General features: G+C 58.0%; 8 protein-coding genes. 6 read left to right on the top strand and 2 right to left on the bottom strand.

The annotated features are described in order from the left end of the window. Together IEW73_RS14125 and IEW73_RS14130 are read left to right on the top strand one after the other, a co-directional pair. On the top strand, positions 1-6,366 hold the full coding sequence (locus tag IEW73_RS14125) for a DEAD/DEAH box helicase (RefSeq protein WP_188676406.1): 6,366 nt from the start codon (positions 1-3) through the stop codon (positions 6,364-6,366). Next, positions 6,367-8,601, top strand: coding sequence for a 3'-5' exonuclease (locus tag IEW73_RS14130; protein ID WP_188676409.1), 2,235 nt, complete (start codon positions 6,367-6,369; stop codon positions 8,599-8,601). It begins immediately after the preceding gene. A gap of 351 nt (positions 8,602-8,952) precedes the next feature. Here IEW73_RS14130 and IEW73_RS14135 read toward each other — a convergent pair whose 3' ends face one another. Next, positions 8,953-11,232 carry a GmrSD restriction endonuclease domain-containing protein gene (locus IEW73_RS14135; RefSeq protein WP_188676412.1) on the bottom strand — a complete coding sequence of 760 codons (2,280 nt, stop codon included), beginning with the start codon at positions 11,230-11,232 and terminating at the stop codon, positions 8,953-8,955. Between the two features lie 311 nt (positions 11,233-11,543). On the opposite strand from IEW73_RS14135, the gene IEW73_RS16735 reads away from it, so the two are divergent. Beyond that, positions 11,544-11,819 carry a LuxR C-terminal-related transcriptional regulator gene (locus IEW73_RS16735; protein ID WP_372433648.1) on the top strand — a complete coding sequence of 92 codons (276 nt, stop codon included), beginning with the start codon at positions 11,544-11,546 and terminating at the stop codon, positions 11,817-11,819. Between the two features lie 194 nt (positions 11,820-12,013). On the opposite strand, the gene IEW73_RS14145 is transcribed toward IEW73_RS16735, so the two are convergent. Beyond that, positions 12,014-12,328 carry a hypothetical protein gene (locus IEW73_RS14145; RefSeq protein WP_188676415.1) on the bottom strand — a complete coding sequence of 105 codons (315 nt, stop codon included), beginning with the start codon at positions 12,326-12,328 and terminating at the stop codon, positions 12,014-12,016. 584 nt (positions 12,329-12,912) lie between these two features. On the opposite strand from IEW73_RS14145, the gene IEW73_RS14150 reads away from it, so the two are divergent. From IEW73_RS14150 to IEW73_RS14160, 3 genes are read left to right on the top strand one after another with little or no spacing between them, the layout of a single operon-like run. Further along, on the top strand, positions 12,913-13,773 hold the full coding sequence (locus tag IEW73_RS14150) for a hypothetical protein (protein ID WP_188676418.1): 861 nt from the start codon (positions 12,913-12,915) through the stop codon (positions 13,771-13,773). A gap of 36 nt (positions 13,774-13,809) precedes the next feature. Continuing rightward, the gene (locus IEW73_RS14155; protein WP_188676422.1) at positions 13,810-14,151 is read left to right on the top strand and encodes a hypothetical protein; all 342 of its coding nucleotides are present in this window, start codon (positions 13,810-13,812) and stop codon (positions 14,149-14,151) included. Beyond that, positions 14,151-14,867, top strand: coding sequence for a hypothetical protein (locus IEW73_RS14160; protein WP_188676425.1), 717 nt, complete (start codon positions 14,151-14,153; stop codon positions 14,865-14,867). Before IEW73_RS14155 ends, IEW73_RS14160 begins: the two co-directional genes overlap by 1 nt.

Raw genomic sequence — 14,867 nt, forward strand, 5'->3', positions numbered from 1 at the left:
ATGTCGGAACTCCTCCCCCTTGCGCAGGCGGAGTCGATCAAACACAGTTTGCTCGAATACCTCGGCACTACATTCGCGCTAGCTGATCCGGATGCCCGCCGTGTGCTGGATGATTTTTTGCAGCACCGTGAAACAGGTATGTTCCGTGGCCCGTATGTGCGTTTGAGGTTGCCTTTTCGTCCTGCTGAGGAGGGATGGCGGGACAGTCTTGAGTGGTATGAGGGCTTCACCCCGTACGGGCATCAGGCGGCTGCTTTTTCACGCCTGAGCACCTTTAATTTGTCTGAAGCAAAGTCACGTCCCCTTCCAACATTGGTTACCACCGGTACTGGGTCCGGTAAGACTGAGGCGTTTCTGTATCCCATTCTCGACCACGTGCAGCGCTCCAAGCGTGAAGGCGTCACTGGCACTAAGGCGATCATCCTTTACCCGATGAATGCCCTCGCCAATGATCAAGCTTTGCGGCTGGCCCGCATCATCACTGAACACACTGCTCTCTCCGGTATTACCGCAGCGCTGTACACAGGTGAGGCTGGGGCGCAGCGCACCAAAGTCACCGAGGAAGGCCTAGTCACCGACCGGAATGTCATTCGTGACTTGGCGCCCGACATTCTGCTGACCAACTACAAAATGCTCGACCAGCTATTGCTGCGCGCTGCCGATGCCGGTATTTGGCGGCAAAGCGCCCACAGTTTGCAGTACCTGGTGCTCGATGAGTTTCACACTTACGACGGCGCACAGGGCACCGATGTGTCCATGCTGCTTCGCCGCCTTGGGCTCACAATCAAAAGCCATTGGAACGCAGACGACCCCGAAGTTACCCCCGAGGATTGGGACCGCCCGCTCGGCCGCATCACCCCTGTCGCTACCTCCGCAACATTGGGTGATGGTGGTGATCCGTCGGACATGTTGGAGTTCGCCCACACCGTATTCGGTGAACCCTTCACCCCAGACGCTGTGGTCACCGAATCACGCCTCGCAGTGAGCGAGTGGGTTGGTGATGCCGAAATACGGGCGAAGTCGGCGAAGTGGCGCGAAGCAACACTCGATTCAGCGCGTATGGGTCGCCTCGCGACCGCCGTCAGCGGTGAAACCGACCCGCACAGAATCACCTACCTCGTGCTACGCGCGTTATACGACGGCGGAAGCGGTACTGCCCTCGAGGAAAGTCTCGACAAAACCACAGAACTCGCCCTTGATCTGGTGAAGTCACATACCAAGTTCCGGGAGCTGATCTCCCTCACCACGATCGCCGTGGACATCACCGATTTGCTTGCCGTTCTGGAACCGGAGGATGGTGGCCTCCGCCGCACACTCGGCCGCGCCTCCTCTGTCACCGATCATCAACGGCGCACCGTCCTCGGCGCCATGTTCACCGCCCTCAGCCACATCAGAGCCAAATTTGGTCGCGGCGCGGTATCGGTGGATGTGCATTTGTGGATTCGGGAACTCACCCGCATCAACCGAACCGCATCAGGTGCACCCGAGTTTCTGTGGGGCGATGACGGTATTCCCGACACCGAGGGATCATCCGCCCAATACTTGCCAGCGGTGTATTGCCGCCACTGCAACAGGTCCGGTTGGGGTGTAGTACTGGCCCCCACTGGAGCTGACCTGGACGGGGATCCAGACACTATCCGTCGCCGTGCGGCCCGCAAGGATGACCGGTTCCGCGCACTCATCCACGCACCCGCAGAAGCTGACAAAACTGATGAGCTTGTCGACACAAAAGATGCAGCATCTGGGTTGGCGTGGCTACTCGTGAATGAACAACGGGTTGAGTTCACCCGACCCAACGAAGGTGTTGTCGCTGAAGGCGGCGCGCTGCCTGTGCTGGTACACAAATCCGATACGGCGGGCGCTGATTCGAAGCGCGACACCTGCCCGTCTTGTCGCCAGCCGGAAGGTATTCGGTTCCTCGGCTCGGCCATTGCGACGATGCTGTCTGTGTCCCTCTCAACTCTGTTTGGTACCCCTGATTTGGATCCCGCAGAAAAGCGGGCATTGGTGTTCACCGACAGTGTGCAGGATGCGGCGCATCGGGCTGGTTTTGTGCAATCCCGGTCTCATGCCTTGACGTTGCGCACACTGCTACGGCAGGCGCTCGACGAAGGTGAGTCTGACCTCGATTCGCTGGCGCACAGAATGATCGAACTCGCCGGTGACGATATGGGTGCACGCTACCGACTGTTGCCGCCCGAACTTGCTGAGCGGGACACGTTCGAAACCTTCTGGACGAGTCCCAAGTTGCGCAAGGTTCCGATTGGTATCCGCAACGCTGTGCGTAAACGACTGCTGCTTGATATTGCACTCGAATTTGGTTTGCGATCCGCAGTGGGCCGCACCCTCGAACGCACCGGCACCGTCACCGCCTACGTCAATGTACCCACCTCGGTGCTGCGCTCCAGCGCACGTGAAGTGGTCGAGGCTCCCGACGTGCAACTCACCACTGACGGGTTCGATGACACCGCCCTGCTCGCTTGGTGTCGCGGCATTTTGCTGCACATGCGGGCCCGCGGAGCTGTTGAACACGAGTGGTTCGACAAGTTCCGTAAAGACGACGGCAATAGGTGGTGGATTACCGGTGGCCGCCACCGAAGCCAAGGCATGCCCGGCTTCGGAAAAGGTCAGAGCGCACCAACATTCCCCACGCTCGGTGGGGCAGCGCGTGGCACTGACCTCGAGCCCATCGCGTCCGCACGCGGTTGGTACGCCCAATGGACTGCCAAAACACTAGGGGTGCCGCCGCAGCAGGGCGCAGTTCTTGCCCGGTTGCTCTTCACCACCCTGGCGCGCCGCGACGTGCTCGGCGACATCACGTCTCCAGCAGGAACTCAAACCTTTCACATTCCCGCCACCAGCATCGTCGCCCGCCCCGTCACCGCCAAAGAACTTACCGGCGGGGCCGTGAGCCTGATTTGTTCGATCTGCCGCGATACCGTGCACAGCTCCCCGGACGTCATTCGGGAGCTCACTGGATCACCGTGTTTGGTGGCCCGCTGTGACGGAGAATTGCAGCATCACGTCATTGATGACAACTTCTACCGTGCCATGTACGCCGCCACCGACGTGCGCCGGGTAGTGGCGCGGGAACACACCAGCCTTCTACCTGACCGCGTGCGGCTGGAATACGAAACCCAGTTCAAGCAAACAAATCCGCCCCCCAACGCCCCCAATGTTCTTGTTGCCACACCCACCCTGGAAATGGGCATTGATATCGGTGACCTATCTGCGGTGATGTTGTCATCCCTGCCACGCACCGTTGCCTCCTACTTGCAGCGGATCGGCAGGGCGGGACGCCTCACTGGTAATGCGCTTGCTCTCGCATACGTCACCGCCCGCGGTGATCAGCTTCCACGATTTACTCACCCCCACACCACCATCAATGGTTCTGTCCGCCCGCCGGCCACGTACCTTGATGCGGAAGAAATCCTTACCCGACAATTCACCGCATCAGTCGTAGATGTGTTGGCCCGTCGGCCCGATGTTCCCCACCCAAAGAACTCGCCAGAAGCGTTGCGAAGCACAGGGAAAGGAACATTCCTTGGAGCACTGATCGACGAGGCTGAAGGTCGGCCTGAGGAACTTGTCGACGCGTTCCTTGCTGGTTTCACCAACCTCGATGAGGAAGTGATCAGCCGATTGCGGGCATTCCCGCAGCCTCCAGGCGGTAGCGGCACAAGCGAACTGGCCCGCCGGTGCCACCGCGCCAGCGCCACCTGGAATCACCGCATCGAAACATTCATGCACCGTCAACAAGCGGTGCACAAAAAACTCCCCGAACTTCGAGAGAAGGCACACTCTCCTATAGCAGTTGACGAGGACCAACGCGAACTGCGCACCGCAGAAGCCACCGTCAAACTGATTCAAAAACAGCTCAGCGAACTACGTTCCGACTACTGGATTAGCACACTCGAATCGTTCGGCCTGTTCCCCAACTACACTTTGCTCGACGACATCGTCACTCTCGCCGTGTCGGTGAACTGGATCAACCCAGCGAGCAAAGAATACGAACAAACCTCTTTCGAGTTGACGCGTGCCTCTGCCCAAGCGTTGCGAGATTTCGCCCCCGGATCCACCTTCTACGCAAGCGGATTCGCCATCGCCATCGACGCAGTAGACCTCGGCGCTGATGGCGACGAAGTACGAAAATGGGCGTGCTGCCCCGCCTGCGGATACGTCAAAGAACTCCCCACCGCAGACTCAGTCGACGCACCCACCGCCTGTCCACGATGTGACTCCACTGGCATCGCCGACACAAGCCAACATCTACCCGTGGTGGAGCTGACAAATGTGTCAGCGGTGATTCGCCGCGAAGAAGCCACCATCGATGACAGTACCGACGAGCGCAGCCGTGAACGGTTCACCATCATCACAGCCGCTGACATCGACCCCGCCAACGTGACAAAACACTGGTTCGTCAAAGACCTCGGATTTGGCGCCAAACATTTGCGCAACCTCGAGGTTCGCTGGCTCAACCTCGGGAAAACAGCAGCAGGCGGGTCAACCCGCACGCTCGCCGGGGAAAAAGCCGACGCCAGCCTCTTTCGACTCTGCTCCGAATGCGGCAAACTCGACACCGCCACCGGGCGCAACAAACGCTCCGACCACCGCCCCTGGTGTTCTCAACGCGAAGCTCAAGATGAATCCGTTGTCAACCTCGCACTCGCCCGCAAACTCACCACCGAAGGACTACTCCTCCGTCTTCCGCTCTCGGTCACCATGGGCGACTCCTTTGCGGTGCCCTCACTCGCCGCGTCACTGCTATTGGGTCTGAGGGAACGGATCGGCGGGGATCCAGATCACCTCCACATCACCACCGTGCGCGACCCTTCCAAACACAGCACCGACGCACATGAGGCGCTATTGCTGCACGACGTCGTGCCAGGTGGAACTGGGTACCTCGCAGAACTCGCTAACCCCGACATCGTGTGGGACGTACTGCACCGGGCATGGAAGATCGTCAAAGACTGCCCCTGCCAAGACGAGGGAAAGCTTTCGTGTGAAAACTGCCTGCTACCGTTCGCCGGTGTCGGTGGGGTGAAAAAGACTTCCCGAGCCGCAGCCGAACGTCACCTCGCCGGGCTGCTCACCGGGCGCGAATTCGATGACACTATCGACGTTCCCGACTCCATGCCGTGGACCGTGACACAGGAGGAACCCATCGTGACTGACACCGAATCTGCTCTGGAGAAGCGCTTCCGCGTGGTGTTCAAAGAACGCCTCGAAACTCTCGGCGCCACCATCACCCCAAAACCCACCGAGCGCGGTGAAGAATGGGAAATAGCACTCGGTTCAGCAAACCGATGGACCTTGCGACCACAAGAAAACATTCTCGGCAGCAAACCTGACTTCGTACTCACCTCCCGAAACCCTGGTGTGCCACCCACTGCGATCTTCACCGACGGGTGGGCCTACCACGCAAGCCCCACGCACAACCGTGTCGCCGACGACGCCGAAAAACGTCGCAACTTGCGCGATGGCGGCTACCAGGTGGTCGCTGTGACCCACGAAGACGTCGAAGGGACACAACCGGAATCACCTGCGTTGCACACCGAAGCAATACGCAAAGTGTTGCAACTCGCCGGTGATCGACTCTCCAAAAGCGCTATCGACCTCGCATTCCGCAACGCAGTCGACCTCCTCGTCGCATGGGTGCAAAACCCAACCAAACAATCCCGCGCCCAACTCGCAGACTGGCTACCTATGATCAGCCTCGTCAGCACCAGTAAAACGGGGGTCCGCGCAACCGGCGGCAACACCGCAGCACTGGCACTCGCTGCGCTCAACAACTCACTCGAGCCCTCCGCTCAGGGTGAAACCTTCGTGTGGCACAACAGCGGTTTCGCCACCGCCATTCGCATGCCCAGCTCATCCCGTATGCCCACTGAGGTCGCTGTCATTTTCGACGATGACGACACAGCGCTGACACTCGACTCCAAACTTGCCTGGCGCGAATGGCTACGCTGGGCAAACCTACTGAACTTCCGGCCCGTACCGTCAGAAATCACCACCCGCAAGCACCTCGCCTCCGCCGCTGGCGCCCCCATATTCGACCAAGAATTGATCCGTTTGGAACCAGTCGCCGTGGGGCTCAGCGACGAGTGGCAAGAAGCCTACGACGAAGTTACAAGCGACGCCGAAAAAGCTCTCATCAAAACCTTCGCCGACCATGGCATACCGGTGCCCTCAATCGGCGAAGAAATCAACGGTATTCCCGTCGAAATCTCATGGCCCGAACTCAAAGTGCTCCTCGACACCGACGTCGACAACACCGAACGTGACGAATTTACCCAGGCAGGCTGGGTAGTCTGTGCCGCAAACATCACCGCGCTAAAGGCCGCGCTACAGGAAGGACGGGCATAAATGCCGCAGATCATCATGGGGCCCGGTCTCGAAAAAATCGACGGAAGTCTCTACAAAGCCACTTACAACTTCCTCATGAAGCTCGCAAGCGACGACACCACGCCCGGCTTGCACATCGAACCGATCAACAACTCCGTGGACAAACGTGCCCGCACCGGACGAGTCGATCTTTCCAATCGCGCAGTGTTGTTCAAACTTCAAGGCACCCAACAAGACGCCTCCTACGTCTTTATCGGAACCTTCCCCCACGATGAAGCCATCAGCATCGCCCAAAAATCGCGTGTACGCATCAACCCTCGCAATGGTGTAGCCGAACTCATCCCTATCGAATCCCCACCCGTACACCAACCCGAAGAGACACACGCACCGCAGAGCGAGCAGAGGGTTGAGACCGCGCCACATCCCGCACCAGCGCACCCTGCAGAACCTTCAGAAAAAGCACTCCGAACCAGAGAGTTCACCACCGAAGACCTCACCGAACTCGGCATCGACCCCGCCTTCGCCGAAGGGGCACTCGACATCACCGGTGCTGACGCAATCCTGGAATATGCAGCTACAGCACCAGCAACATGGCAAGGCAATGCGCTGCTCGACATCTACACCGGCGAATCCCTCGCCGTCGTACGGGACAAATACGCACTCACCGAAAACCCCACCGTCGACGACGACAACGACGACGCCGTCCTCCAAGCGCTCCGGCACCCCGCCGCCCAAATGGAATTCGCGTTCATCGAAGATAACGACGCACTACGAACCGCCATCGAAAACCCAGACTTCGCAGCATGGCGCATCTTCCTCCACCCCGAACAACGCGCCTACACCACACGCAACTACAACGGATCCTTCCGGCTCACAGGGGGCGCAGGAACCGGAAAAACCGTCGTCCTTCTCCACCGTGCACGGCACCTACACCGCCAAAACCCCCAAGCCCGAATCGTCCTCACCACATACAACACCACCCTCGCCGAGGGGCTTAAAACCCAACTCGAAATCCTCGACCCCCACCTGCCCCAGGCCACCGACATCGGCCAACCCGGCATCTACATCGCTGGTGTGGACGCCATTGCCCACCGCATCATCACCACCAACAAACCCACACTCACCGGCGACACCGCGCCTGGAGCTGTCGCCGAAGTCCTCGGCCCACGAACCGCACACATCACCACCCCCACCGGCCCTCAGGCCTGGTCAAACGCCGCAGTACACAGCGACCTCCCAGAACACTTACGCACTCCCTCATTCCTTAGCGCCGAATACGCCACAATCGTGCTCCCCCACAACGTCACGACCCGCACCGAATACCTCAAAGTGCGACGCCCCGGACGTGGAGTTGCACTCAACCGCAAAAACCGCAACGCCGTCTGGGACATCATCGAAACCTACCGGGCCAACGCTGCAGCCGACGGGACAGCCGACTTTGAAGAAAAGGCATCCATCGCCGCAAAGGTGCTCCACCTGCGCGGCGACTACCCCGCCGACCACGTCCTCGTCGACGAAGCACAAGACCTCAGTCCCAACCGATTCACCTTGCTCCGCGCCCTCGTCGCCGAGGGACCCAACGACCTGTTCCTCGCAGAGGACGCACACCAACGCATCTACGGACAAAAGATCGTCCTAAGCCACTACGGAATTAACATCCGAGGCCGTTCCCGCCGACTCACGCTCAACTACCGCACGACCGAACAGAACCTGCGCTACGCCCTAGGGATCCTCACCGGTATCGACTACACCGACCTCGCCAACGAAACCGAAAACACCACCACATATCGTTCCGCCCGCCGAGGACCGACACCGCACATCATCGCCGCGGATTCGCTCAGCGACGAATACGACATCGTCGCCAAGCTCGTCAACCAATGGACTCAGGAAGGCGCAGCGCCCGACAGCATTGGGCTACTCGTCCCCACCCGAAAGGAAGGCGAAACACTCCCCCGCGCCCTCGGCGATCGCGGAGTCACCGTCACCTACATCGACCGCGATACCTCCAGCAACAAAAACACCCCACAAGTAATGACCATGCACAGATCCAAAGGCATGGAATTCACCAAAGTCATCCTCGTGGGGGTCGGAGCCGACAACCTGCCACGGCAGTACCAAATCGATGCACTACCTGAAGGAGATCGGGACGACGCACTACAGCGCGAACGGTCTTTGCTGTACGTCGCCGCCACGCGAGCACGCGACGAACTCATCGTCATATACCCAGGCAAGCCCAGCGAACTACTACCCCAATAAATGTCGGCTAGATTGGCTGACTCCGAAACGCATGGACGCAACCCAACTACTTTCGAGGCGGCGCTCGCCTACTCGGCCTAAGGAATTAGGTGCTTATGCATGCTTGCGTGTGGCCAAATCGCTAGCAATGTGCGGCCTCACTAAACAGACCCTCAAACCTTAATTCGCGACCGAAGCTACACACTGTTGCTACGGCTGACCACCGCATGAGCATCCAGGAATAGAACCGGCACTCATCCGAATTTTTCAAGGTCACGCTACTCAATCCCGAAGGCCTCGTTTGCACACCTCGCAACGGAAACGGGATTCGCCGCCGCACTTTGTCGGCCACCGGATCGATCCTCCGCGCAGTTACCTTGTCCCCCAATGGTCGTCGCGGTATTGGATTAGGTCATCGCCGTGGAGCTGCTTGGTTGCGTTCCCTATACGCACCCAAAAATTGGATACCGTATTGTCATTTGAAGATTTCGCGAAAACCGCCTTGCCAGATGGCGCCACAGACACGACACAAATTGTTTGCTCATTGAGCGTTTCGAACCGAATGCGTACAAGGCCCGCAGTGGAAACTGAAAGGCTATTATCGAGCATCTGTCGCAGGGCAAGCTCGAAACCGTCGGGGTTGCCTTTCGCGCCTAAGGTGCTCATATCACGTTCAAGCCCGAGAACATTCCCATCATCGTCGACACCGATGATTAGCGTCCCACCTTCACCGTTTAAGAATCCGCACACGGTTTTCGCGATTACCTGCTCCATTTTCCGGTCTGGTTTGCCAGTGTAGAGGTTCCATCGAGCAGTCGATTTGAACTCAACTAATTGCGACTCACCGGACGCAATAATTTCCGCAATCTCAGCCACTTCGTTTCGGCGTACACGATCTTCCCAAAGTCGATCGAATCCGTCACGCACGACTTTCGCAATGAGGGATCTCCTTCGTTCAAGAAAAACCGAATACTCAAGCTGCTCCCACCCGACCGGTAGCGCGTGCCAGTAGACCTGACGCTTGAGCATCTCAGGATTCAATGTGCGCGACATCTCTGGCCAGTACTCTCGTGGGTCACCCGAGCCAATTGTTGCGTTTTCGGGCCAATCAAGGAACGCCATATTTGCAATGGCGTTCGTTTGAGCAACACCGGATACGCCGAGACTTTTGAGGAATGCCTTCGGAAAGAGATGGTGCCGTTCCATTGAACGAGGTGAGTTGATTGCCGGGTCAAGCAGGTCGCGAATCTTCAAGTGACTGAATAGCACTTCTGCGTCGAGGAGATTCAGTGCTGCCCAGTAAGCAGATAGGACTGGAGATTTGGCAGCAGAGGTATCTAGACGGTTTGGTAACGAAATATCCCAGTAGTCGCCGGTGAAATTGGATCGTACTTGGCGATTCAATTCGGCTGTAAAGGCATCACTATCTGGAAGGTTCTTGAACCGAGTAAGGTCTGCTTCGATAACACTCTCGGGTGATGAAGTGTAACGACCAGTTGTGTGAGCCATAAAGAACCACCGAGCGATGAGTTTCCTCAGCTTGGCTCGCTCGATTCCGAAGTCATGCCGACCGACGAGCCACAATGTGTAGGTGTAGATCAGGGCATTATCTGAAGCGATCATCCGATCACTACGAAACCCTGCATGCTGAACACATTTCAGGAACTCGTGCCAGTTTGTGAGATCCACCACTTGGTCCTGCGCACGAGCCAACGCTTCGAATTGGGCAGCGCGGCGCTCTTCTGATACTTGACCGCTCTCAAGATCCTTACCGCGCAGAATGCTGTATACGTTCGCAAGTCGCCCTCGCTTGAATGCCAGCCCAACTGCGGCGCGAAGGAGCTGGTCGGGACCAGGGTTGATGAATGGATTTTTTGGTGACGGACCAATGCTTGGAGCAACTACAGCATCCCGAGCAAACTGCTCGAGCTGCCGACGCCCCTTCTCCCAGTGCACCGACATGAGCGTCAATATGAAGTCCGCTTGTTTCAGTTGAACGCCCTCGGAGTTGATGCGCACGAAGATGTCGGCGACCTGCTCTTCGTCAGCATTCGAATTAAGCTCGATTACCTGAAATCGAAAGTCTCTGAGGTCCCGTACACGATCAATCCGTTCCTCCAGCTGGTCCTGCTCGGCCTGCGACAGTTCGCCGTCCCTACTGGTTTCGAGTCTTGTCATGAACTCTCGAACTCTCGATTTGAAACTGCCGATCCAGAGATCCGTAATGTCGGCTATGAATTCGGGATCTCGCTCAATTGACGCGTCGGCAACCTCGAAGGTCTCATCGGCGGGTCGAAACGCAATTTTAATTCGCCGAGATTGGAACGTCTTGGTTACAACTTCACTCCCAGTGAGGACTGCGTATAGGGAGGTGAGCCGCTGCTGCCCATCGACAACCAATAGCTTTGGTACCCGACCGGTTTCGCCGCTTTTTCCTGCTCCAAATTGTTTGGTACCTACTGCCGCACCCGTTTCCCAGAACATAAGCGTGCCCACGGGGTATCCGCGATACATCGAGTCAAATAGCTCTCTAGCCTTACGCGCGGGCCACACAAATGGGCGTTGGATATCCGGTAGCGCTACGTTTCCGTGCTTAATGTCCTCGATGAGGTGCGTTAACGAGTAGCCAGTGTCGCGATACAAGGTGGGCATAGGGAGATCCTATCGAGGAAGGCATACAGTTGCGCTCTAACGCTTTTTCGAAACCTGCGCAATGCCGATTTGCATGGTGAGCTTCCAAACGAGCTGGGAACACCAAGGCCAGTTCAATGGCCTGATTAAGGCGCCCCAGAAGACGCCATTTTTCTCACCGCAGCCGACGAAGTTTTACTCGACCTACACCCCAACGCGGTACGCACACTCGCCGATCGAGGCACGCTCATCGTCCCTTAACAACCGACAGGCGGCTCCACGCAAACCGCAAAGGCACCACCCCTATTGACGACGGATACCCCAACGCACCAATCAAATCCCGAGAAACCGAAGTACTCCGACTGGTCGCTGAAGGGCTCGACCATCGCGACATCACCGCCACGCTCCAGCTCGCCGACAGCACCATCAAAAACCACATCTCCACAATCCTGCCGAAACGCGGCGCACGCGACCGCACCAACGCTGTGATTTGTGCCCTCCACCAAGGAATCTTGTGCTGGGCGACTTACATCTTCGGCGCGTCGCTATCGAAGCAGCCCAGGCACCAGTCCGCACAAGCTCGTGACTTTCGTCGCTGTCGGCGATAGTTCGTACGCATGGTGATGACAGGCTTCGCTCTATGCGCGCATTCAGCACTTTCGTGTCCCCGATGTGCTGGGGCGGGACGCGCGGGGACAGCTGTTCTGCCCCTAGCAAGCCCCGTCGCATGGAGGCGGAGCGGCAACAACCGAGTAGCCGCTTCCGTGCAACGCAGCGGCCAAGCAGTGGGCCACCAAAACCCTCACGAGCTGCCAAAGATCCCGTCGAACAGCTCCATCAGCAGATCAAGAGATCCGGTTCCCCCATTCGCAGGAACCACGAGCTGCTCCAGTTCGAAGACGTCATCCCCGCAGGTCCCGTCGGCCCAGTACCCGCCCGGTTCCAGCCCCGTGAACGCCACCGTACCGTTGCCGTCACCGTCGAGCACTGCTGTCTCCTGATCAAGGATGATGAAACTGTCAACACCATCCCGCAGCTTGGCAACGCATTCAGTATCCGCAGGATCGATACTGACAAATTGAACCTCGACGACGCCTGGCGAGGTACTGAAAGTCACGTCGCCAGTCACTTGCGCTGCAGCCCCACCGCACCTGCGCTCAGCAATCCAGCGAGCGAAATACTGACCACGGCGCCGCGGCTCACCGCCCGATTAACTCCAGTGAGCTCCATCACATCAGTATTCAACACTGCTGCTCAGAAAGGTATAGGTAGCCGACATTCTTTGATTAGCGGTTTCTCGTCCCATAGCCGCCCGCATGAATGAACTTTTAAGAAGGTTAGCCGTCTTACTGCGCAGTTTGATTGTGACCGTTTCTGCTCCTGACTCAGGATTATTGCGCTGCGCGCTGCAGCGCCTGACAAGCTCCATGCTGAAAGGCGTGTTGTTTTGCGGTAGAGGCCGCGTCGATCGGTTCCGGAAGTTCAGGACTCTCGACAAGATCCGCAGCTCACTGGCGATGCTCTGGTGCTTCCCAAGTCGATGGAACCGATCGGTCGGTTCGTGCGTCATACCTGGCGTTCGGGAAATTTTGGGTCCTGATCGGACTGGGGGGAATCATGCGTCAAGGGCGGAGTAATGTCACGCTTCCACTGCCTGACGGTTGGCAGTGCAACGCGACGAGGAGCCGAAACAACTCGCTCATGGTTGGCGGGGTTGCGGCAGTTTTGGCGATCGTGGCGGTGTTGGCGGTAAGTAATTCCGTTGCCCATGGCGAGTTCTTGGCCATTCTTCCGATGTTTCTCACGATGGTGGTGATCTTGGCGGTCGCCTCAGGGCTTGCGGTTGCCCATTACTCGCCGAAGCGGCCTATCAATGTGCATCTGGAGTCTGTTGAGACACCGACGGGTCGAGAGTGGGGTGTGTTTTTCGCTATCAAAACATTCCGCCGTGTTGCGTTATTTGGGCTTTTGTCCGCTGGTGCTGTTTTCGTGGGGCTGGCGGCCGTGATGGTGATGAGGTACGCCGACATTGCGTCGAATGCGGAGCACCCGCCGTATATCGGTGTTGTGTTGATGCTTAGCATCGGTGTTGTTTTCATCGCAGGTGGCGTTGCGGGTCTACGGAATCGCGGCCAGCGGTTGGGGGTGTGCCTGACACCGTCGGGGGTGGTTCTTGTTCGGGGAGACGACGAACGCCCGCTGCTGTGGGACGATATTGTGCAGTTCCAGGGCCGGAGTGACGATTCGATGGGGCGACGGCTTCGCCGCGTCATCAATTCATGCGTTATCTACGTTCGTTCCGGTTCCGCTTCCGACAACGGCGAAGAAGCTTATCCCACAGATGGTCTCGTGTCCGCGGCACCGCTCATTGATTCAAACGCTGCGCCTGCCGACATGTTTTTTGCGTCAAGCCTTGAGACGGACCCCGTTCTTCTGTATCACACGCTGCGTTTCTACCACTCGAATCCGGCCCTGCGTATCGAGCTGTGTCAGCAACATGCGATCGACCGGATTCGCCGCGGTGACGTCCTGAATGCGTTGTCTCCCATGAGCACCACCTAACTTTCGACTTCGGTATCCAGACTTCGAGGGGGGAAGATGTCTGAGTTGTGTCTTGACCCTGATGAGATCAGAAACTATGCGAATCGCATGGAAGTTCTCGCGCGGGAAGCAACTCTTGCCGTCGAGTATCTGAATCGACACCTGCAGGTGGAAGCGCACCAAGCTGGGGTCCTGTTCGAGATCGCCCGGCTAGAGGCAGTGAGAGTTGCCGATTCGACGGTTCCTAACCATCAGGAAATTGTGAACCTCAGCCGCAGTTCTGCCGACGGACTAGGCAAGACCGCGGACAGGTATACAGACTCGCACAGCCGCGCAACGGCCTGCATCACATCCGTCGGGTCCTCGCTTCAGGCCGTCGACACGAGTGGTGATCGATAATGGACCGTCCCATCGACACATTAGTGACGCCGGTGTACGAGCCCAGGAATCAATCAGTGCTCGACATCGCTCTCGGTTTCACCCAATACGGTAGTCCCGCGTATTGGGTCAATGAAGTTCTCATCGCAGCACTCAATGTCGACCCGATGGGTGAAGTGTCACGCTGGTTGATCGGAGATTTCGAAGCCTTCCAACGAGTTGGAACCGCACTGATGAATGTCGCCGAATTCAACACTGCCTACGAACAATCCATGACCCGCGGCGCACAGCTGCTGACCGAGACCTGGACTGGTGAAGCCGCAAGCGGCGCGAACAACTACTTCACAACACTCGCCCACGCCATCGGCGACCAGTCCGACAGCCTCCGCGATATGGGCCGGGCATTCCATGACTTTTCGTCGTCGGCATATCAGTTCGCTCAGACAATTGGTTCAATGATGAATTGGCTGATCGATCAGGCAATCACCCTGGCGATTAACGCTTCCGCTGCGGCCGCGTTGTCATGGACGGGACCCGGTGCGGTCGCGCTTGTGGGTGCCGCCGCACTCCAGGTGACGCTGATGCTCAATACGTGGTCGAACATCATCAGCACATTCGACGACGCGGTGAACATGGCGCGGTTGATCGTTGGTGTGCTCGAGGGTGCGTCCGCCGCGGTCAACCGCAGCAATCTTCCCCCACTCCCCGCTGCTGCCTACAACAATCAGGACACCTGA

Source organism: Hoyosella rhizosphaerae, assembly GCF_014643175.1.
Classification (GTDB): Bacteria; Actinomycetota; Actinomycetes; order Mycobacteriales; family Mycobacteriaceae; genus Lolliginicoccus; species Lolliginicoccus rhizosphaerae.